Source organism: Streptomyces scopuliridis (assembly GCF_042790125.1).
Lineage (GTDB): Bacteria > Actinomycetota > Actinomycetes > Streptomycetales > Streptomycetaceae > Streptomyces > Streptomyces scopuliridis_A.
Map to the genome: position 1 here is coordinate 399,250 of NZ_JBHTZS010000002.1, position 21,020 is coordinate 420,269.

The following is a 21,020-nucleotide window of genomic DNA, read 5'->3' on the forward strand; positions in this document are numbered from 1 at the left end:
GGCCTCAGATGCTGAACCGCTCCTTCGCCAGCAGCGGCCGGACCCGCGAGGTGAATCCGCCCGTACGGAACGGCCGCTGGAGCAGTCCGGGACGCAGCTCCTGGGCGAGCGCGGCGGCGATCATGCCCTGGTCGAGCGCGAGGACGAAGTCGCTGACCCGGCCCGTCCCGACATTGACGGAGTCACGGAAGCCGTAGCGGTCGTCGTACGCGCCGAAGTCGGCCGCGATCGCCTTCAGATTGGCGATGGCCTCCCCGCGCGCCTGCGGCAGCGCGAGGAACGACGCGTGCGGGGTGACGACCCCGTTGGTGTACGCGGACGCCGGCGGCAGCGGCTCGCCGTGGGTGACGAAGGTGCGGTCGGTGTTGGAGGCGTAGCCGTCGATCTGCATCCCGATCGCGTCGACGCCGTACTCCTGATACCCGCCCTCGGGCACATTGGAGGGCGAGAAGCCCCAGTACCCGTACCCCGTCTCCGCCAGCCCGTGTTCGATCTGGGAGCGCACATAACGGTCGTGCGTGGTGCCCCAGGAGCGCGGCGACCACTCGGTCTCGGGCACGAAGAGCGGCACCATCAGCGCCTCGAACATCGAGCCGCCCCAGGTGGGGACGAGCTTGCGGCCCCGGTAGGTGTAGTGGCCCTGGAAGAGCCGGACACCGTCGATGGTCTCGTACGCGCCGCCCGGCGGCTGCTCCTGGCCGTGCTCCGGGATCATCGTGCGCAGCATGTGCCAGTAGTGCTCGCCGGGGAGCGAGCCGTCGGCGATGCCCAGGTAACTGGCCATGCGGGGCTCGGTGTTGAGGGCTCCGTAGTGGTGCCCGGTGGGTTCGCCGTTGTCGGTCCAGAAGCCGCCGCGGAGCTGGCCGGGGTACTTCACCGGGTCGGCCGGGTCGTACGGCGTGTAGTAGTACGACCAGTCCGCGGTGGCGAGGATCGCGGCGACCCGGCCGCGCAGCCGCGGCTCCGCGTCGGCGGCGATCCGCAGGCCGGTGACGAGCCAGGCGTTGTCGACGGAGGAGAGGAAGGGACGGACCGGATCGCCGGTCTCGGGCCAGCTGGTGAGGACCGAACCGTCGTACGCGTCGTACCAGTTGAGCCAGAAACCGTGGTGGCGTTCGAGCCGCTCGATCGCCGAGACGGTGTGCGCCAGTCTGCGGTACATGGTGTCCCGGCCGATGAAGCCGAGCCCGGCGGCGGCGACGGTGGACCACAGACCGCAGCCGATATTGGTGGGTGAGGTGTTGCGCGAGGGGACGGGGGTACCGGGCCGGGAGATGTCGATCTTGTCGGCGGTGAGACCGAAGTCGGTCGTCATCGCCTCGATCGAGCGGTAGGTGTCCTGGAACCAGCGGCGCAGCAGGGGTATGTCGGAGGAAGGCCCGGCGGCCGGCCGGGAGGGGGCGGGTGCGGCGAGGGCGGGTGTGGATACGGCTCCGAGGGACAGGGCGGCGGCCCCGGTTCCCGCTGCGGCGAGAAACGTGCGACGGTCCATAAGAGTCCAGCTCCTGTTGACGGGTGTGGAGTTGTGGCGGGTGGTACGTACGGGGGCCGACGACGGTCAGGTGCCGTCGGCCCCCGGGTCTGGGGCGGCGGGGTGGATCGGCCGTGGGGCTCAGCTGTGAGGCTCAGCCACGGGGTTCAGCCGCGCGGTTCAGCCGTGGAGTTCGGCCGTGAGGCTCAGCCACGGGGTTCAGCCGCACGGTTCAGTCGTGAGGCTCAGCCGTGGGCCAGGCGCAGGAAGCGGATGCCCGGGTTGGGCAGTTCGACGGTCAGCTCGGCGGTGCCTTCGGCGTCCGCCGTGACGGGCGCCAGCACCTCGGCGGGCAGCTCGTCGGCGGCGCGCAGCTTCTGCCACTGCTGGTCGTCGGGCCAGTCACCGCCGTCGAGGCCCTTCCAGACGGCCTGGATATTGGCGTGGTGCTCATCGACCCTGCGCGACTCGACGGTGTAGCCGGCGCCCGGTACGAGCCCGCTGACGCGGACGGTCGCGGCGCGGTCGAGCACGGCCGCCCCGTCGATCTTGGACTGGTCGAGGGTGCCGTTCCAGAGCAGGACGTCCACGGTCGATCCGTCCTCCGCGCGGGTGGCGAGGGACTCGACGAGCGCGCCCGCTCCGTCGCCGCTGACGGCGGCGGGGATCCGGCCGCCGGTGAGCTGGGAGAGGAGATACAGCGCCCAGAAGCGCGGCTTGCGCAGATTGCCCACCGTCAGGAGCCCGAAACCGCCGTGGAAGAGCCGGGGCGGCCAGCCCAGTTCCTCGAACTGGTCGGAGGCCACCCAGTAGGAGAGGCAGTCCGTGGACGACAGCGCGCTCTTCATCCCGCGCAGCACGAACGGCGCGGCGAAGACGGAGTCGCTGACGCGGTGGAAGTGCGTGGGCGTGACGCCCCACTCCGTCCACAGGATCTCCGGCTCGGGCCTGCCGGTCACCTCGGCGAAGGCGCGGGTCATCGGACGGAAGTCCAGCGGTGCGTTGCCGTAGGTGTGGGTGGAGACGAAGTCGACGGGGACGTCGTGCTCCTGGCAGTACTCCAGCAGCGCGCCGACCCAGCCGGCCGCGGCGGAGGAGGGCCCGCCGACCCTGATCCGCTCGTCCACGCCCTTCACGGCGCGTACGGCGACCTCGTAGAGCCGGTGGTAGTCGTCCTGGGTGCCGTTCCAGAACACCTCAAGATTGGCCTCGTTCCAGACCTCGAACTCCCAGCCGGCGACGGTGTCGCGGCCGTACCGCTCCTGGAGGTGGACCGTCAGCTCGCGGCAGAGGTCGCCCCAGCGCTCCCACTGGGCGGGGGTGGAGACCAGGGCCTTGTAGTCGAAGACCGTGTAGTGCGGGTCGGAGGCGAGTTCCTTCGGCATGAAGGAGAGCTCGACGACGGGCTTGAGGCCGGTGGCCAGGAAGCGGTCGTAGACGGTGTCGAGGCCGGAGAAGTCGAACGAGCCGTCGGCGCGTACGGCCACGGTCTCGGGCAGGAAGGTGCCGTGCGCGCGGACGGAGCGTACGCCGATCTCGTCGCGGACGATGGCCAGCGCCTCGCCGTACTCCTTCGCGACATCGGAGCCGCCCGCGCCCGGCTTGTCCCAGGCCAGCAGCGAGAAGTGCTCGGCGCCGATCATCCGGTTCCAGACGCCGGGGAGTTCGGTGGCGGGGGCCCCCGCGTCCACGGCCACGGTGACCCCGGCGGGGCGCGAACCCGCGGCCCTGGCGGAGCCGGGCACGGCCTCGGAGAGCGCGCCGGCGCCGGTGTCCGACCAGGTGGCGACCTTGTAGAAGTAGCCACGGCCGGGCTGGGCCAGCGTGTCCGCGTACGGCGGGTGCGGTACGGCGAGCACATCGCCGCCGAGGTGGTCGAGCGGCTCGAAGGGGCCCTCGGCGGAGTCGGCGCGGTGCACCAGATAGCCGAGCGCGCCCGGCACCGGCCGCCAGGTCAGCAGCACATGGCCGGTGCCGTCCTCGGCGGACAGACCGGTGGGAGCGGGAAGCTCACCGATACCGGTGAGTCGCCCGTCACTGGGCTTCCCGATGCGCGACTCCCAGTCGGCGCGAGCGGCGGACTTTTCGGTCATGAAAGTACAAACCTTTGCTTGGAGGGGGGTGCGGAGCTACAGAAGCGCGCGGAGACAGAGGGAGGGAGGGACGGGCGTGGCGGGGCCGGCGTGGAGCTGCCGGCGTGGAGCGGCCCGCCGCTATTTGATGCCGGCCGTGGCGATGCCCTGAGTGAAGTACCGCTGCAGCACGATGAAGACGAGCAGCACCGGCAGCACCACGAGCAGGGAGCCCGCCATCAGCATCCCGTTGGAGCCCTCGGACTGATTGGGGTCGGTGGCAAAGGTCGCCAGCGCCACCGGAAGGGTGTATTTCCCCGGGTCGTTGGTGGCGATCAGCGGCCAGACGAAGTTGTTCCAGGAGCTGAGGAAGGTGAGGATCGCGAGCGTCGCCAGGGCGGGTTTGACCAGCGGCATCACGATCCGCCAGAAGATGTACCACTCACCGGCGCCGTCCATCCGGGCCGCTTCCAGCAGCTCGTCCGGGATCGACTGCATGAACTGCCGCATCAGGAAGACGCCGAAGGCCCCGGCGGCGAACGGCAGCACCAGACCCGCGTACGAGTCGATCAGTTGCAGCTTGCTCATCAGGACGAAGAGCGGAAGCAGCATCAGATTGCCGGGCACCATGAGCGCGCCGAGCACCAGCGCGAACAGCTTGTTCCGGCCGGCGAACCGCAGCTTGGCCAGGGCGTATCCCAGCATCGAGCAGAACACCAGATTGGAGACGGTCACCAGCACCGCGACCAGCGTGGAGTTGAAGAAGTAGAGCGGCAGGTCGAGCCGGTCGAGCAGGCGCGAGAAGTGCTCCAGGGTCCACTCGGTGGGGAGCCACACCGGTGGGCTGGCCGCCAGCTCGCGGTCGGTCTTGAAGGCGGACAGCGCCATCCAGAGGAACGGCGCCGACATGACCAGCAGCCCGAGCGACAGCAGCACGTACACGCCGGGTTTCCCGCGCCGTCCGGTGCGCCCGTTCCCGCGCGGTGCGGCCTGCCGGGTCGAAGTCTCTGCGGCACTCATTTCGTGTTGTCCTTCAGCAGACGGAGCTGGAGCACGGTGATGCCCATGATCACGACGAAGAGCACATACGCCATGGCGCTCGCGTAGCCCATGTGGAAGAAGTTGAAGCCTTCGCGGTACATGTTCAGCGAGACGGTGAGGGTGCTGTTCGAGGGGCCGCCCTCGGTCATCACGAACGGCTCCTCGAAGACGTTGAGATAGCCGATCGTGGTGATGACCGTGGCGTACAGCATCGTGGGCCGCACCAGCGGCACGGTGATCCGGCGGAACTCCTGCCAGGCACTGGCGCCGTCCAGCCGCGCCGCTTCCCGTACATCGGTGGGAATGGCCTGGAGCCCCGCGATGAAGAGCACCATGACCGTGCCGAGATTGCGCCACACCGCCATCAGGATCAGCGACGGCATGGCCAGCGCCTCGGAGCCGAGGAAGTCGGGTGTGGTGAGGCCGACTTCGGAGGCCAGGCCCGATATCAGCCCCTCGGACGGATCGAGGACGAAGGTCCAGACGACGGCCACGGCGACGATGCTGGTCACCACCGGGGCGTAGAAACCGACCCGGAAGAAGGTCCGCGCCCGGTCGATCCCGCTGTTCAGCAGGACGGCGGCCACCAGCCCCGCACCAACGGTGAGCGGCACCCCGACGACCACGAAGTACGCCGTGTTGAAGAGGGCCTTGAGGAACTTCTCGTCACCGAAGAGCTTGGTGTAGTTCTCGAAACCGATGAACTCCGCGGAGAGCGGGTCGGTCACGTTGCGCAGCCCGAAGTCGGTGAAGCTCATGGCGAGCGTGGCGATGATCGGGAAGGCCATGAAGACGGTGAACAGCACCAGGAAGGGGGTGGAGAACAGCCACCCGGCCAGATTCTGCACCCCCAGGGAGCGCGGCTCACGGCCCTTCGCGCCGCTCGTCGGTGGACTGGCCCCGGCCGGGGCCGGGGTGGCGTCCGCGGCGGATTCGGTCGTGGTGCTCATGACGGTTACTCCACGAGCCCTTCGATCTCGGACTGCGCCTTGTCGGCGGCGTCCTTGGCCGAGGACTTGTTCTGGGTCACCGCGCCGAGGGCCTCGTCGACCTTCGAGGTGATCTCGCTCCACTTGGCCAGGACCGGCGTGCCCTTGGCGGACTCCATCTGCTCACGGAAGACCTGGAGCCCCGGGTCGTCGGAGAGCTTGCCGGAGTCCCAGGCGCTGGTGTTGGCGGGCAGATCGCTGGTGCGGGTGAACCAGTCCTTCTGGCCCTCGGTGCCGGTGAGGTACTTGATGAACTCCGTGGCCGCGGCCTTGCGCGTGCTGTCCTTGGAGACGACCAGACTGGAGCCGCCCGCCATGGAGACGGACGCCTTGTCACCGGGGACCTTCGCGACGCCCCACTTGCCCTTGAGGTCGGGGTAGTCGTCATTGATCAGGGTCATGATCCAGGGGCCGGAGAAGAACATCGGCACATCACCGGAGTTGAAGTCCTTCAGCACCTCGTAGCCGGGCGGGGTGCTCTTCTTGGTGAGCCCCTTGTCGAAGTACGAGGCGTACTCCGTCATGGCCCTGATGGATTCGGGGCTGTTGATGACCGCCTTGCCGTCCTCGGACACGATCTCGCCGCCGGCCGAGTACAGGAAGGGGTACCAGCTCTGTACGGTGTCCAGACCGCTGGGCTGGAGGTAGAGGCCCCACTTCGTACCGGCCTTGTCCTGGTAGGCGGAGGCGAGCTGCCCCAACTCCTGCCAGTTGGCCGGTGCCTTGTCGATGCCGGTCTTCTTCGCGAGGTCGGTGCGGTAGTAGAGGACGCGCGTGTCGACGTACCAGGGGACGCCGTACACCTTGCCGTCCACCTCTCCCTGCTTCCAGGCGGCGGGGAAGAAGTCGTCCTTCTTGAAGGTGGCGGTGTCGACGGGCTCCAGCACGCCGAGTTCGGCGAACTCGCCCATGTACGTGCCGCCCATCTGCGTCACATCGGGCAGGGTGCCGGCGGCGGCCGCGGAGACCAGCTTCTGGTGCGCGACCTCCCAGCTGATGGGGGTGACCTTGACGGTGATGTGGGGGTTGGCCTTCTCGTACACCTTGGCGACGTCCGCGAGCTTCTCGCCCTCGGCGCCCATGGCCCAGACGGTGAGGGTCTGCTTCTTGTCGGCGGCGACTCCCTCTCCCCCCGAGCTTCCGCACGCGGTGATTCCGAATGCCACCGCGAGTGCGGTGACGGCAGAGGCGGTTCTGGCGGTGCGGTACATGGACGGCTCCTCCTTGAGCTTTCCGGTGTATGCGCTGCCTGTAAGCGCATACATCACTCTGTCGTCGTGCTTCGGAAAACCGCAAGGGGTGCCTTGGTCACACTCGTGCAACATGTGCGACATGTGTGCATGGCATCTATGTGCGGGCCACCCGTGTGTGCGGCTTCCGTAAGGTAAGCCGGGCTGATGGTGCTTCAAAAGCGGATGTGATGGATTCCGCTTATCGCTGGTGGGCCGCGGCGGGTGGGCTACTGTCGCGACCATGCCCGCGTTCGTGCATGGCCTTCCCTTCGACCACGGCTTTCCCTTCGACCCGGCCTACGGCAGGACCCTCGATCAGCTGCTCACCATCGCCGCGCCTGCCCCGCCGGAGGGATTCGACACGTTCTGGCGGGACCGTTACGAGGCGGCGCTACGGGTGGCGACGGCGCCGGCGGTGGGCCCCCAGGAGGACGAGCGCGACGGATTCCGGATCTTCGGGGTGTCCTTCACGTCGGTCGGCGGGCTGCGCCTCGGCGGCTGGCTCGTACTGCCCGCCGAAGGGCCGGTGCGGTACGGATTCGTCATCGGCCACGGGTACGGCGGACGCCAGGAGCCGGGGCGGGACGTGCCGCTTCCGCTGCCGGGCGGCGCGGCGATCCTGCCGTGCGTACGGGGGATGGGTTCCCGCAGCCGCAGACCGGGTATCCCGGGCGACGCCGACCGTCATGTCCTGCACGGCATCGAGTCCCGTGACACGTATGTCATCGGCGACTGCGTGGCCGACCTGTGGTGCGCGGCGTCCGCGCTGCTGGATCTGGTGCCGGAACTGGTGCCGGAACTGGGGGCGGATCCGGGCGCGGATCCGGTGGCGCGTGGCGGTGTCCGGCTCGGCTACGCGGGCGAGAGCTTCGGCGGCGGCCTCGGCGCGCTGGCCCTGCCCTGGGACGACCGGTTCGCCTGCGGCCGGCTGACGGTACCGACCTTCGGCAACCATCCGCTGCGGCTGACCCTGCCGTGCGCCGGGAGCGGCGAGGCGGTACGGGCCCACTACCGCGATCACCCCGAGGTCATGGACGTACTCCCGTACTTCGACGCCGCCACGGCCGCGAGCCGAATCCGCGTTCCGATGCTGGTCGCACCGGCCCTGTTCGACCCTTCGGTCCCGCCACCGGGCCAGTTCGCCGTCTACAACGCACTCGCCGGCCCGCGCGAACTCCACGTCCTGACGGCGGGCCACTTCGACCACGCGGGGAACGAGCGGGAGGAACGTGAGCTGCGGGCGGCGGACCGGCGCTTCTTCGCGGAACGGCTGGGCTGAGACGTTCGCGGGTGGCTGGGTTGAGGCGTTCGGGGAGCGGCTGGGTTGAGGTGTTCGGGGAGCGGCTGGACTGCGACCGCGCGGACCGTTGGAGAGGCCCGGCCGGTGACGGGGAGAACCCGCCACCGGCCAGGCGTCCGGGTCAGGACTTGCGGAGAGTGACCTCGGTGGTCTGGTATCCGGTGTTGACGGTCACCGGATAGTCACGGTCGTCCGCCTTGCCGATGCCGCGGAGCGTCGCCGTGCCGGGCTGGAATGTCGTGCCGGGCTCCATGCTGGCGAAGGAGACCGTCCAGGGGGCCGGGGTTCCGGGGGTGCACACGACGGTCTGTTCCTCGTACCAGCCGATGGGCTCCACTCGCTTCTGCGTCTGCGAGACATTGCCGGAGAGTGTGAAGCGCGTCGGCTTGTTGCAGGTCAACGAACCCCCGACGGTGATCTGGCCGCTCCGGGTGTCGATCTGGCCCTCGGGGTCGAGGCTGAGGCCGACGGCCAGTTCCGCCGGCGGCTCGGCGGTCCGGGCGTGGACCTCGCCGCGTACGGGCTGCGTGGAGCCGTTGCAGTACTGCTCGAACTCGGCGTCGAACTCGCGTATGTAGCCATAGGGGCCGAAGGCGATGTGGGAGATGGTGAAGGACCCGGTGCTGGTGTTGCACCACCGGTCGTCCGCGCCGAACTCCACCTCGGGATCCTCCGGTTGGGCATAGGGCCAGCGCGATGCCCCGGTGTAGGTGGCGCCGGAGGTCAGCCGCTGGCCGTCCGGGGCGGCCAGGTGAAGACTCCAGCGTTTGCCTTCGGCCGTAACGACCGTGAGGCCCGCGGAGTTCTCGTCGGTGGATCCCTGGATGTCGAACATCTCGACCGCCCCGGCCGTGTACTGGTGGGACTGCCCGTCCGAGACGAACTCGCCCGGCTCGCCGCCGAAGCTGAGCGTTCCCGTCACTGCCGCGTGGGCCTGCGCGGTGCCTGCCAGCGGGGCCGCCGACACCGCCAGGGTCACGGCCGCGGTGAGGACGGCCGCCGCACGGGCCAGGATGTGTCCCAGCACGCTGCTCTTCATTACGTTCTTCCTCCAGATGGGAGCGATTCCGGTCCTGGTGGACCGGGATGGTGGCTCACGCACGCATCACTGATGTCAGGTACCGGTCAAACTGGACCTGGGGGGGCGGCCGTGATGCTCCTCAGTGACGCACCGGAACGCTAACAGCCACCACTGACATCGCCGGGTGGGTGCGGGTGGGTGCGGGTGGGTGCGGGTGGGTGCGGGTGGGGCGCGGGGGTGGAGTGGGGTGGTGCGGCACCGGCTCAGCGGGCTGATGGGGGTGGGTGGTTGGGACTCATGCCCCGCTGGTGGCGGTTCGACCTCGACTGCGGGTCAGGACCGAGAGGTATCCGGGGTGACCCGGAGGGTTTGATGACGGGTGGGGGCCGCCCCTCAAGGCTTCAGTTTCGCGGTTGCGGGTTGAGCGTCAAGGGCGCTCCTTCGTCGCGTCGGCAAGCCGATGACCTTCGGTCCCCCTTGACTCCCAGCCCTCCACCGCAAGTGCTGCTTTGAGGGGGGCGGCCCCGGGGGGAGGGGTCCCCGGAGGGGATCCGTGCAGGGGGACGGTCCTTTGCCGACTGCTGGCCGGTGGGTGGGGGCGCGGGAGTGGAGTGGGGCGGCCCGGCACCGGCTCAGCGGGCAGGTGTGAGTGGGTAGTTGGGCCTCATGCCCCGCTGATGACCCACCATTGCCGGGCACACCTGCCATCTGACCTGTATGTCCCACTTTGGTGGGCTCTCTTGGGGCTCCTCCGGCCGGTGATGCGTCCCGCTGCCAGGAAACCTGGCTCCACCGCACATCACGGCCCTTCAGGGGTCCTCTGGCCGTCCCATCAGTCACACCCGCCCCACCACCCACGCACCCCCACCAGCGGGGCATGAATCCCAGCCATCCACGGGGGCAAGGCGCTGAGGCGGGGCCGGGCCGCCCCATTCCACTGGTGCGCACCCACCCACCGGGTCGCAGGCCGGGAACGGACCGGCCCCATGAACCCAGCCCTCCGGGGACCCCTCCCCCCGGGGCCGCCCCCCTCAAAGCAGCACTTGCGGTGGAGGGCTGGGAGTCAAGGGGGACCGAAGGTCATCGGCTTGCCGACGCGACGAAGGAGCGCCCTTGACGCTCAACCCGCAACCGCGAAACTGAAGCCTTGAGGGGCGGCCCCCACCCGTCATCAAACCCTCCGGGTCACCCCGGATACCCCTCGGTCCGCACCCGCAGCCCGCACCGGTCCGCCACCCGTACTCGCTACCCGCACCCGCAGCTCGCCCTGCGGGTCACCGAGACCGGGAGCATCAGGGAGACCGGTTCGCGGGTGGGTTCCGCGAGTCGTTGTACGAGCAGTTCCACCGCCTCCTCGCCGAGGCGGCGGATCGGCTGGCGTACGGTCGTCAGTGCCGGTCGCACCATGCGGCTCAGCGGGATGCCGTCGAAGCCCGCGACCGCGATGTCCTCGGGTACCCGTACCCCGCGCCGTTCCAGTGCGTGGAGCGCGCCGATCGCCATCTGGTCGTTGGCGAAGAGCATCGCCTGCGGGCGGCCACCCTCCCGGTCGGCGCGGTCGAGCAGGGTTTCGGCGGCCCGTTCCCCCTCGGCCTGGGTCATCATCGCGGCGCGCAGATCGGGTTCGTCCGGGACCGGCAGCCCGGCCTCGGCGCAGGCGTCCCTGAACCCCCGGAACCGTGCCTCCGCGTCCGGTGAGTCCTTCTCGCCGCCGACGAAGACGAGCCCGCGCAGGCCGTGGTCGCGGATCAGGTGGCGGGTCAGTTCCCGTTCGCCGTCGGAGTTGGCCACTTCGATGTGGTCGAGATGGTCGATCTCGCGCGGTCCGGCCAGCATCACCACCGGCAGTCGGCGCGAAATCACCTCAAGGTCCTCGGTGGGGACCGTCCGCGCCAGTACCGCGAAGCCGTCGACCCGCCCCGCGACCTTCGCCACCAGCGACTCGGGCCCGCCCTTCAGGGACGCCGCGATCAGCAGCGCGTAGCCGTGCCGCCGCGCGGCCCGCTCCATGCCGCGGATGATCTGGTCCGAGTAGAGCATCACCGCGGAGTCGTCGTATGTGTCGTCCGCCTCGGCCTCGGCGTCCGGATCGGAGTAGTCGGGGAAGCAGAGCCCGAGCACGCCGGTGGTCCTGCTGGCCAGACCGCGCGCGTTCTCGCTGGGCACGTAACCGAGCACGCGCGCCGCTTCCAGTACCCGGTCCCGGGTCTGGGCGCGTACGGAATCAGGGTTCCGGTAGACCCGCGAGACCGTCGCAATGGAGACGCCCGACCGCTCGGCGACGTCGTACACCGTGGGGGCACTCACCCGACCGACCCGTCCCCTTCTTCTTCGCTCATTCTCCGCCGACATTCACGTGTGTCATGAAAGCGCATTCACCCTAGGCGCCCCGTCGGCCGGGGAGCAAGGCGGCCCCCCGGCCACACACGTGAGGGGCCCGCACCGTTCGCGCGGGCCCCTCACGTATCTCCCTTATCTCCCGTATCTACGTCACTCGCCGCTACGTCACTCGCCGCGCCGCCGGATCTTGTTGCCCAGCCACACCAGTGGGTCGTACTTCCGGTCCACGGCCCGTTCCTTGAGCGGAATCAGCGCGTTGTCGGTGATCTTGATGTGTTCCGGGCACACTTCCGTACAGCATTTGGTGATGTTGCAGTAGCCGAGGCCATGCTCGTCCTGAGCGGTCTTCTTACGGTCGAGCCCCGATTCCCCGGCCGCGTCCAGCGGATGCATGTCCAGCTCGGCCACCCGCATCAGGAAGCGCGGCCCGGCGAACGCGGTCTTGTTCTCCTCGTGGTCCCGCACCACATGGCAGGTGTCCTGGCACAGGAAGCACTCGATGCATTTACGGAACTCCTGCGAGCGGTCCACATCCACCTGCTGCATCCGGTACTCCCCGGCGGCCACCCCCGGCGGTGGTACGAACGACGGCACCTCCCGCGCCTTCGCGTAATTGAAGGAGACGTCCGTCACCAGATCGCGGATCACCGGGAAGGCGCGCAGCGGGGTGACCGTGATCGTCTCCTCGCGCGAGAAGACGGACATCCGGGTCATGCACATCAGCCGCGGCCGGCCATTGATCTCCGCGCTGCACGAACCGCACTTGCCCGCCTTGCAGTTCCAGCGCACCGCCAGATCCGCCGCCTGCGTCGCCTGGAGCCGGTGGATGATGTCGAGGACCACCTCCCCGTCGTTCACCTCGACGGCGAAGTCCTTCAGCTCACCGCCCTCCGCGTCGCCCCGCCAGACCCGGAACTTCGCGTCGTATGACGTCGACGCGCTCGCGCTCGTACCCGTACTCGCACTCACTCGTGAAGCTCCTCTTCGGCGAGGTACTTGACCAGCTCTTCCTTGTCGAACAGGGCGAGCAGGTCGGGACGTATGGGCTCGGTCGTCCGGCGCGTGAGCGCGATCCGGCCGGCCGTGGGACCGGTGGCCGTGGGACCGGTGGCCGGGACCTCCTCCGTGCCGGTGAGCCGGCAGTACAGATTGATCCGGCGCCAGTCGGAATCCATGCCGGGCCAGTCCTCCCGGGTGTGGCCGCCGCGGCTCTCGGTACGTTCCAGGGCCGCCCGCGCGACGCACTCGCTGACCAGCAGCATGTTCCGCAGATCGAGCGCGAGGTGCCAGCCGGGGTTGAACTGGCGGTGCCCCTCGACCCCGGCCCGGCCCGCCCGTACCCGCAGCTCGGCCAGCTTCTCCAGCGCCTGCTCCATCTCCTGCTCCCGCCGGATGATGCCGACCAGGTCGTTCATCGTCTGCTGGAGCTCCTGATGGAGGGTGTACGGATTCTCGGCGGGCCGGTCGCCCGGACCGTCGGAGCCGCCCGCGCCGAACGGGCGCAGCGCCTCGGCCGCCGCCGCGTCGATCTGCCCCTCGTCCGGGGCCGGGCGTACGGGGAGCCCGGCGGCGTACGCGGCGGCGTGCAGCCCCGCCCGCCGGCCGAAGACCAGCAGATCGGAGAGGGAGTTCCCGCCGAGCCGGTTGGAGCCGTGCATTCCGCCCGCGACCTCGCCCGCCGCGTACAGCCCGGCGACCCCGGGCGTGGCGGCGGTCTCCGAGTCGACGGCGATCCCGCCCATCACGTAGTGGCAGGTGGGGCCGACCTCCATCGCCTCCGCCGTGATGTCGACATCCGCCAGCTCCTTGAACTGGTGGTACATCGACGGCAGCCGGCGCCGGACCACCTCGGCGGGCATCCGCGTCGAGACATCGAGGAAGACACCGCCGTGCGGAGAGCCGCGGCCTGCCTTGACCTCGGAGTTGATGGCGCGGGCCACCTCGTCGCGGGGGAGCAGTTCGGGGGGACGCCGGTTGTGGTCCGGGTCGTCGTACCAGCGGTCGCCCTCGTCCTCGGACTCCGCGTACTTCTCCTTGAAGACATCCGGGATGTAGTCGAACATGAACCGCTTGCCCTCGGAATTGCGCAGCACCCCGCCGTCGCCGCGCACCGATTCCGTGACCAGGATGCCCTTGACCGAGGGCGGCCAGACCATGCCGGTCGGGTGGAACTGCACGAACTCCATGTTGAGCAGGGGAGCGCCCGCGAGCAGCGCCAGCGCATGGCCGTCGCCGGTGTACTCCCAGGAGTTCGAGGTCACCTTGAAGGACTTGCCGATGCCGCCCGTGGCGAGCACGACGGACGGGGCCTCCAGCACGAAGAAGCGGCCGGACTCCCGCTCGTAACAGAAGGCGCCCGCGACCCGGCCGCCGCCCCCGGCGCCCTCGGCCCCGCCGCCGTCCGCCGAGCCGCCGTCCTCCGGGCCGTCCTCCTTCAGGATCCGGGTGACCGTGCACTCCTGGTAGACCTTGAGCCGCGCCTCGTAGTCCCCGTACTCGCGGAAGTCCTCCTGCTGCAACGCGACGATCTTCTGCTGGAGCGTGCGGATCAGCTCCAGCCCCGTACGGTCGCCGACATGGGCGAGCCGCGGGTACTCGTGCCCGCCGAAGTTGCGCTGGGAGATCTTTCCGTCGGGCGTACGGTCGAACAGCGCGCCCCAGGTCTCCAGCTCCCAGACGCGGTCCGGCGCCTCCTGGGCGTGCAGCTCCGCCATCCGCCACTGGTTGAGGAACTTCCCGCCGCGCAGGGTGTCGCGGAAGTGCACCCGCCAGTTGTCGCCGGAGTTCACATTGCCCATGGAGGCGGCGATCCCGCCCTCGGCCATCACCGTATGGGCCTTGCCGAAGAGGGACTTGCAGATGACGGCGGTACGAGCGCCCCGCTCGCGCGCCTCGATGGCGGCGCGCAGGCCCGCACCTCCCGCACCCACCACCACGACGTCCCACTGCCGGCGTTCGAGTTGCGTCATATCGGAAGGCTCTCCCTACAAAGAGGCGCGGATCGTCAGAAGAGGCGCGGGTCGGCGAAGGCTCCGGTGGCGAGCAGGTACACGTAGAAGTCGCAGAGGGCGACGCTGATCAACGAGGCCCACGCGAGCTGCATATGGCGGTTGTTGAGCTTCCCGGCCCAGCCCCACAGCCGGTAGCGCACCGGATGCTTCGAGAAGTGCCGCAGCCGGCCGCCGATGATGTGCCGGCAGGAGTGGCAGGAGAGCGTGTACGCCCAGATCAGCACGATATTGACGAGGAAGATCAGCGAGCCGAGCCCCATATGGCCCCAGGCGTACTCCTCGTCCCGGAAGGTCAGCACGGTGTCGTACGTGAGGATGCAGGCGACCGGCACGGCCGCGTAGAAGAAGTACCGGTGGATGTTCTGCAGGATCAGCGGGAAGCGGGTCTCACCGGTGTACTTCGCGTGGGGCTCGGCGACGGCGCAGGCGGGCGGCGAGGCCCAGAAGCCGCGGTAATACGCCTTGCGGTAGTAGTAGCAGGTCAGCCGGAAGCCCAGCGGGAAGATCAGGATCAGCAGCGCCGGGGACAGGCCCCACCAGCTGCCGAAGATCTCCCAGTTGGGGCCGTCGCGCATGGGCGCGCAGTTCTCCGCCAGACAGGGCGAGTAGAACGGCGAGACATACGGCGCCGCGTAGTAGTCGCTGTTCGCGAACGCCCGCCAGGTCGAGTACACGATGAAGGCGAACAGTCCGGCGGCGGTCAGAGCGGGCGCCAGCCACCAGCGGTCCGTCCGCAGATGGCGCGGCGCGATGGCGGCGCGCGAGGCGCCGTGCACGCCCGTACCGCCGCGCCCGTCAGTACCGCCGGGTACGCCCGTACTGACGGCTGGTGGTTCTGTACCGGTGGCCAACGAGGACTCCTGACGTCTAGGGAGCCCGCCGGTCGCGTACGCCTAAGCCCTCGTCGTCCGAGTCCGTCCACAGCGCGCTGTTGTACGGGGTGTCGGGGATGGTCACCAGGTCTTCGACGCGGCCGGCCGGCTGGGGTCGGGACTCGTTCTCACGCAGGAGCGCGAGACTCCGCTCCAGCCGTCCGACCGTGCGGACCAGGTCGTCCAGGCTTCGCCTGACCGCTGTCACATCGTCCTGCAGGGACATGAGTTGCCCTCACTTCCACGGTCTCGTGGCGGCATGCGGCCATCGCGAGGGTTCCCCCTCGGACAGCTCTCTCTCGGCTCTCTGCGTGCGCCTGAGAGTGTTCCGCGTCACATCCCCGCTTGTGAAGCCGTAAGTCACTAGTTTTCGGCGAGCCGGTCCGTCCCGGGGTGCGCTTTGAGCCAAGCGCCGCGGCGGGGCGGGTTCGGCCGCACGGGTGGGTTTGATCGCACGTCACGACGTGTCTGCGCCGCCGCTGACTCGCGGTCCCCTTCAGTGAGTGGGCAAATAGGTGTGATCATCTCTAAATTCCACAAACAGGACGAAGAGGTACAAGCCATGTCCCACGTCGGCGCCCCACGCGGGAGGACATGCTCCCGAACGCTCCGCTCCCGAACACTCCGCTCCGTCGCGCTTCTCACCACCGCTGTGCTCGCCCTGTCCGCGTGCACCTCGGAGGAGGACGGAAGCGAGCCCTCGGCCGCCGCCGCCCCGGACATCTCGGCCGTGAAGCGTGACGGGGTCGCCCAGGGCGGCACCATGCACTGGGCGGTCGACACCATGCCCGCGACGCTCAACGCCTACCAGGCCGACGCGGACGCGGCCACGGGCCGGATCGCCGGTGCCGTACTGCCCGCCCTTTTCACGCTCGACAAGAGCGGCCGGCCCCAGCGGAACCCCGACTATCTGGAATCCGCCAAGATCGTCGAGCGCGAGCCCAAGCAGGTCGTGCTCTACAAGCTCAATCAGCAGGCGGTGTGGAGCAACGGCCGGGAGATCGGGGCGCCGGATTTCGTGGCGCAGTGGCGTGCGCTGCGCGGCAAGGACTCCGCGTACTGGACGGCACGCAACGCCGGGTACGAGCGGATCGAGAAGATCGAGCGCGGTGCCAACAACCTTGAGGTCAGGGTCACCTTCAACAAGCCGTACGCCGACTGGGAATCGCTGTTCAGCCCGCTCTACCCCAAGGACGTGACGGGGACGCCCAACGCGTTCAACGACGGTGCCCGGAAGGGCCTGAAGGTGACGGCCGGTCCCTTCACCGTCAAGAAGGTGGACAGGAAGGCCAAGGAGACCACGCTCGCCCGTAACCCCCACTGGTGGGGAGAGCCGGCCAAGCTCGACCAGCTGGTCATGCGCACGGTCCCCAGGGGAGAGAGCGCGGGGGCGCTCGCGGCCCGCAAGGTCGACATCGTCGAGATCGACACCACCGTGGTCAAGCGCATGGCCCTGGCGGAGAAGGACGCCGAGTCCGGCGGCGGGCAGCCGCTCACCCACGGTCCTGGCACCACCATCACCCCCGGCTCCGCGCTCCGGTCCTGGGCGCTGGCCAACGGCTCCGACGAGGAGAAGGCCGAGGAGGCGCAGGAGGCGCGCAAGCGGACCGTCGAGTCCATCGCGCGGTACGCGCGGGAGCAGAAGGGACTGCGGGGTTACGAGATCCGCAAGTCGCTGGAGCCCGCGTTCACACAGCTCGCGCTGAACGGCGAGTCCGGGCCGCTCGCGGATGAGCGGGTACGGCGGGCGGTGGCCCGCGCGATCAACCGCCAGGAGCTGGCCGACACGGTGCTCAAGCCGCTCGGACTGCCCGCGAAGCCGCCCGGCAGCCATCTGGCGCTGATGGGCCAGAAGGCGTACGCGGACAGCAGCGAGGCGCTCGGGAAGCAGGACACCGTCGAGGCGCAGGCCCTGCTGGCCGACGCCGGCTGGACGCCGGAGGGGTTCAAGAAGAAGGAGACCGGCGCCAAGGCGGGCAGCAAGGCCCAGAAGAAGCGGGCCGCGGAGGGCGAGGAGGGCGACGAGGAGCTGACCGAGGAGGAGGCGGAGGCGGCGGCCGAGGCGGCGGCCCAGGCCAAGCGCCCCGACGCCAAGACGGAAGAGGCCGAGAAGAAGAGGGCCGAGGAGCAGAAGCGCAAGTACGAGGAGAAGGCCGCGGCCGAGGAGAAGAAGAAGGGCGAGAAGGACGACAAGGGCGACAAGGGCGACGACAAGGACGCGGGCGCCGACGTCCCCTCCGACGAGGGCCTGTACATCGTCGGCGACAACAAGCCCGGCCAGACGGCCCCCCGCGCCGAGTCCGCCACGCATGTCCTCGCCCCCGCGTCCGCCGCCCGCTTCCAGGGCGCCGCGCTGCTCCGGCAGGCCGAGGCCGTGGACGACTCCGACAAGAAGCCGGGCGGTGTGGCGGGCGCCTACGCCCCGCGCGGCACGGCCGCCGCCTCTCCCAGCCCCTCCGCCTCGACCGTCCCGAGCGGCCCGCTCGGCAAGGACGGGAAGCCGCTCAGCCTGCGCTTCGTACTGCCCTCCGGGGCGGGCGCCGAGTCGCTGCGCGCGGTCGGCGAGCGGATCTCGCGGATGCTCGACCGCATCGGCGTCGGTACGGAGATCAGCAAGGTCTCGGACGACGAGTACTTCAAGGACCACATCGCCTCGGGCCAGTACGACCTGGCCCTCTACTCCTGGCCCGCCAGCGCCTTCCCGGCGACCGACGGCCGGCCGATCTACGCCAAGCCCGTACCCGCCAGCGACGGTTCGCTGCTGGTGGAGCAGAACTACACCCGCGTCGGTACGGATCACATCGACCAGCTCTTCGCCAGCGCCGCCGCCGAGCTGAACGAGGGCAAGTCCCGCGATCTGGTCCGGCAGGCCGACGCCCGTATCTGGGCCGCGGCCGGATCCATCCCCCTCTACCAGCGTCCGCAGCTGGTCGCGGTGAAGCCGACGGTGGTGAACGCGGGAGCCTTCGGCTTCCAGACCCCTCGCTACCAGGACATCGGATTCAGGGAGGGCGGGGCCGCCGGCCCGGACGCGAAGAAGAAGAAGTAGCGAAGAACCGGCGACAGAACCGGCAGGGGAAGCGTACGTACGGCGAAGACCGAGCGAAGAAATAACCGGGCCGCTTTCCAAAACCGCAGGTCACAGCATTTTCATAACCTCAGAACCCCATCAATTCGCTTGCCCGCCGGCCTGTCCGGCGGGCAAGCTCGTTGTTGTCCCTGACCCGGGCAGCTCCACACCCTCCCGCGCCGTCCCCGGCGCGGTCTCCCGCGCATCCCCAGGCGCCCCCGCACAGCCCCCGCACCGTGATTTCGGCCTCTCCGATCGGGCTGGGAAGCCCGCGACGCCTCGGCCCCGTACCATGGGAACCAGCCGTGGCGTGTCCGCCCGGCGGGCGTACGAGGAAAAACAACGCCGCATCCCACGATCGAGAGAAGCGCCAGCCAGCATGCCCACGCGCCACGACATCCGTAACGTCGCCATCGTCGCCCACGTCGACCATGGCAAGACCACTCTGGTCGACGCCATGCTGAAGCAGGCCGGCGCCTTCGCCGCGCACGCCGCCGAGCACCTCGACGACCGGATGATGGACTCGAACGACCTGGAGCGTGAGAAGGGCATCACGATCCTGGCCAAGAACACGGCCGTGAAGTACCACCCCAAGACGGGTGGCGACCCCATCACGATCAACATCATCGACACCCCCGGCCACGCCGACTTCGGCGGCGAGGTCGAGCGCGGTCTGTCGATGGTGGACGCCGTCGTGCTTCTCGTCGACGCCTCGGAGGGCCCGCTTCCGCAGACCCGCTTCGTGCTCCGCAAGGCGCTCGCGGCGAAGATGCCGGTCATTCTCTGCATCAACAAGACGGACCGCCCCGACTCCCGGATCGCCGAGGTCGTCGACGAGACGTACGACCTCTTCCTGGACCTGGACGCGACCGAGGAGCAGATCGAGTTCCCGATCGTCTACGCCTGCGCGCGGGACGGCGTCGCCTCGCTGACCAAGCCGGAGGACGGCACGGTCCCGGCCGACAGCGACAGCCTGGAGCCGTTCTTCACCACGATCCTGGCGCATGTCCCGGCGCCGGAGTTCGACGAGTCCGCCCCGCTCCAGGCGCATGTCACCAACCTGGACGCCGACAACTTCCTCGGCCGTATCGCGCTGTGCCGCGTCGAGCAGGGCGAGCTGAAGAAGGGCCAGACCGTCACCTGGATCAAGCGTGACGGCACGATGTCCAACGTCCGTATCACCGAGCTGCTGATGACCGAGGCGCTCACCCGCAAGCCGGCCGAGAAGGCGGGCCCCGGTGACATCTGCGCCATCGCCGGTATCCCGGACATCATGATCGGCGAGACCCTGGCCGACCCGGAGAACCCGATCGCGCTGCCGCTGATCACGGTCGACGAGCCCGCGATCTCGATGACGATCGGTACGAACACCTCGCCGCTGGTCGGCAAGGGCGGCAAGGGCCACAAGGTCACCGCCCGCCAGGTCAAGGACCGTCTCGACCGCGAGCTGATCGGTAACGTCTCGCTGCGCGTCCTGGACACCGAGCGCCCCGACGCCTGGGAGGTGCAGGGCCGCGGTGAGCTGGCGCTGGCCATCCTCGTCGAGACCATGCGCCGGGAGGGCTTCGAACTGACCGTCGGCAAGCCCGAGGTGGTCACCAAGCAGGTCGACGGCAAGACGTACGAGCCGATCGAGCGCATGACGATCGACTCCCCCGAGGAGCACCTCGGCGCCATCACGCAGCTGATGGCGACCCGCAAGGGCCGGATGGAGACGATGACCAACCACGGCTCGGGCTGGATCCGCATGGAGTGGATCGTTCCGTCGCGCGGGCTCATCGGCTTCCGTACGGAGTTCCTGACGCAGACGCGCGGTACGGGCATCGCCCACTCGATCTTCGAGGGCCACGAGCCGTGGTTCGGCGATCTGCGTACCCGTAACAACGGCTCGCTCGTCGCGGACCGCGCGGGTTCGGTGACCCCCTTCGCGATGATCAACCTCCAGGAGCGCGGTGTCATCTTCACCGAGCCGGGCACCGAGGTCTACGAGGGCATGATCATCGGTGAGAACTCGCGCTCCGACGACATGGACGTGAACATCACCAAGGAGAAGAAGCTCACCAACATGCGGGCCGCCTCCGCGGACACCACCGAGAACGTGGTGCCGCCGCGGAAGCTCTCGCTGGAGCAGTCCCTGGAGTTCTGCCGCGACGACGAGTGCATCGAGGTCACGCCGGAGACGGTCCGCATCCGCAAGGTCGTCCTGGACCAGAAGCAGCGCGGCCGTACCGCCTCGCGCGCCAAGCACGCCTGACGCGACCGGGGCGGGCGTACCTTGCCTGCCGTCCGGACGGTACGTCGGCCCGGCCACCGCGAACGCGCGGCGGCCGGGCCGTTCGTCAACCGCATTCCTCGGCCACCTGTCCGGATTCCGAACATCGCTCTCCGGAACATGTGTTAACAGTCCGTTTCGCGTGTGTCTGTCTGCGCTAATTTTGTCCGGATTTCGGGCCTGCAGGGTACTTCGATGTTGTCAAAACGAGACCCTTTAAGTGTGGTTTACAGCTCTGCCGTACTCAATAGTTGCTTCCATTGAGCTCGGGTCAATGGGTCAAGCGCCATGGGGGGCGCCGACTCACGAGCACACTCAGGGCATTTGAT

The 21,020-nt window shown here is 69.1% G+C and carries 14 protein-coding genes; 3 read left to right on the forward strand and 11 right to left on the reverse strand.

The window, feature by feature from the left end; translation table 11 throughout:
* Positions 1-4 precede the first annotated feature (4 nt).
* The 5 genes from ACFRKB_RS04055 to ACFRKB_RS04075 all read right to left on the reverse strand — a co-directional run bounded on the left by ACFRKB_RS04055 (position 5) and on the right by ACFRKB_RS04075 (position 6,784).
* Entirely contained in the window at positions 5-1,492 is a 1,488-nt protein-coding gene (locus tag ACFRKB_RS04055) for a glucoamylase family protein (protein ID WP_383103082.1), read from the reverse strand.
* A 224-nt stretch (positions 1,493-1,716) separates the two neighbouring features.
* On the reverse strand, positions 1,717-3,564 hold the full coding sequence (locus ACFRKB_RS04060) for a GH39 family glycosyl hydrolase (protein WP_383103083.1): 1,848 nt from the start codon (positions 3,562-3,564) through the stop codon (positions 1,717-1,719).
* 120 nt (positions 3,565-3,684) lie between these two features.
* Entirely contained in the window at positions 3,685-4,563 is an 879-nt protein-coding gene (locus tag ACFRKB_RS04065) for a carbohydrate ABC transporter permease (protein WP_365973656.1), read from the reverse strand.
* A complete protein-coding gene (locus tag ACFRKB_RS04070) occupies positions 4,560-5,534 on the reverse strand; it encodes a carbohydrate ABC transporter permease (RefSeq protein ID WP_383103085.1) in 975 nt (324 codons plus the stop codon). Before ACFRKB_RS04070 ends, ACFRKB_RS04065 begins: the two co-directional genes overlap by 4 nt.
* A gap of 5 nt (positions 5,535-5,539) precedes the next feature.
* Positions 5,540-6,784 carry a sugar ABC transporter substrate-binding protein gene (locus ACFRKB_RS04075; RefSeq protein ID WP_383103086.1) on the reverse strand — a complete coding sequence of 415 codons (1,245 nt, stop codon included), beginning with the start codon at positions 6,782-6,784 and terminating at the stop codon, positions 5,540-5,542.
* A gap of 262 nt (positions 6,785-7,046) precedes the next feature.
* Here ACFRKB_RS04075 and ACFRKB_RS04080 point away from each other — a divergent pair, with 262 nt between their 5' ends.
* A complete protein-coding gene (locus ACFRKB_RS04080) occupies positions 7,047-8,084 on the forward strand; it encodes an acetylxylan esterase (RefSeq protein WP_383103088.1) in 1,038 nt (345 codons plus the stop codon).
* Between the two features lie 142 nt (positions 8,085-8,226).
* On the opposite strand, the gene ACFRKB_RS04085 is transcribed toward ACFRKB_RS04080, so the two are convergent.
* The 6 genes from ACFRKB_RS04085 to ACFRKB_RS04110 form a co-directional block, all read right to left on the reverse strand.
* On the reverse strand, positions 8,227-9,144 hold the full coding sequence (locus tag ACFRKB_RS04085) for a hypothetical protein (protein ID WP_383103089.1): 918 nt from the start codon (positions 9,142-9,144) through the stop codon (positions 8,227-8,229).
* Positions 9,145-10,371: 1,227 nt separating this feature from the next.
* On the reverse strand, positions 10,372-11,478 hold the full coding sequence (locus ACFRKB_RS04090) for a LacI family DNA-binding transcriptional regulator (protein ID WP_383103091.1): 1,107 nt from the start codon (positions 11,476-11,478) through the stop codon (positions 10,372-10,374).
* A 153-nt stretch (positions 11,479-11,631) separates the two neighbouring features.
* Entirely contained in the window at positions 11,632-12,435 is an 804-nt protein-coding gene (locus ACFRKB_RS04095; protein ID WP_383103093.1) for a succinate dehydrogenase/fumarate reductase iron-sulfur subunit, read from the reverse strand.
* A complete protein-coding gene (locus tag ACFRKB_RS04100; RefSeq protein WP_383103095.1) occupies positions 12,432-14,435 on the reverse strand; it encodes a fumarate reductase/succinate dehydrogenase flavoprotein subunit in 2,004 nt (667 codons plus the stop codon). Before ACFRKB_RS04100 ends, ACFRKB_RS04095 begins: the two co-directional genes overlap by 4 nt.
* A 35-nt stretch (positions 14,436-14,470) precedes the next feature.
* Positions 14,471-15,328, reverse strand: coding sequence for a hypothetical protein (locus ACFRKB_RS04105; protein ID WP_383103096.1), 858 nt, complete (start codon positions 15,326-15,328; stop codon positions 14,471-14,473).
* Between the two features lie 16 nt (positions 15,329-15,344).
* On the reverse strand, positions 15,345-15,575 hold the full coding sequence (locus ACFRKB_RS04110) for a hypothetical protein (RefSeq protein ID WP_383103098.1): 231 nt from the start codon (positions 15,573-15,575) through the stop codon (positions 15,345-15,347).
* Positions 15,576-15,911: 336 nt separating this feature from the next.
* On the opposite strand from ACFRKB_RS04110, the gene ACFRKB_RS04115 reads away from it, so the two are divergent.
* Together ACFRKB_RS04115 and typA are read left to right on the forward strand one after the other, a co-directional pair.
* Positions 15,912-18,398, forward strand: coding sequence for an ABC transporter family substrate-binding protein (locus ACFRKB_RS04115; protein WP_383103099.1), 2,487 nt, complete (start codon positions 15,912-15,914; stop codon positions 18,396-18,398).
* A 400-nt stretch (positions 18,399-18,798) separates the two neighbouring features.
* A complete protein-coding gene (typA, locus tag ACFRKB_RS04120; protein ID WP_383103100.1) occupies positions 18,799-20,673 on the forward strand; it encodes a translational GTPase TypA in 1,875 nt (624 codons plus the stop codon).
* Positions 20,674-21,020: the final 347 nt, after the last annotated feature.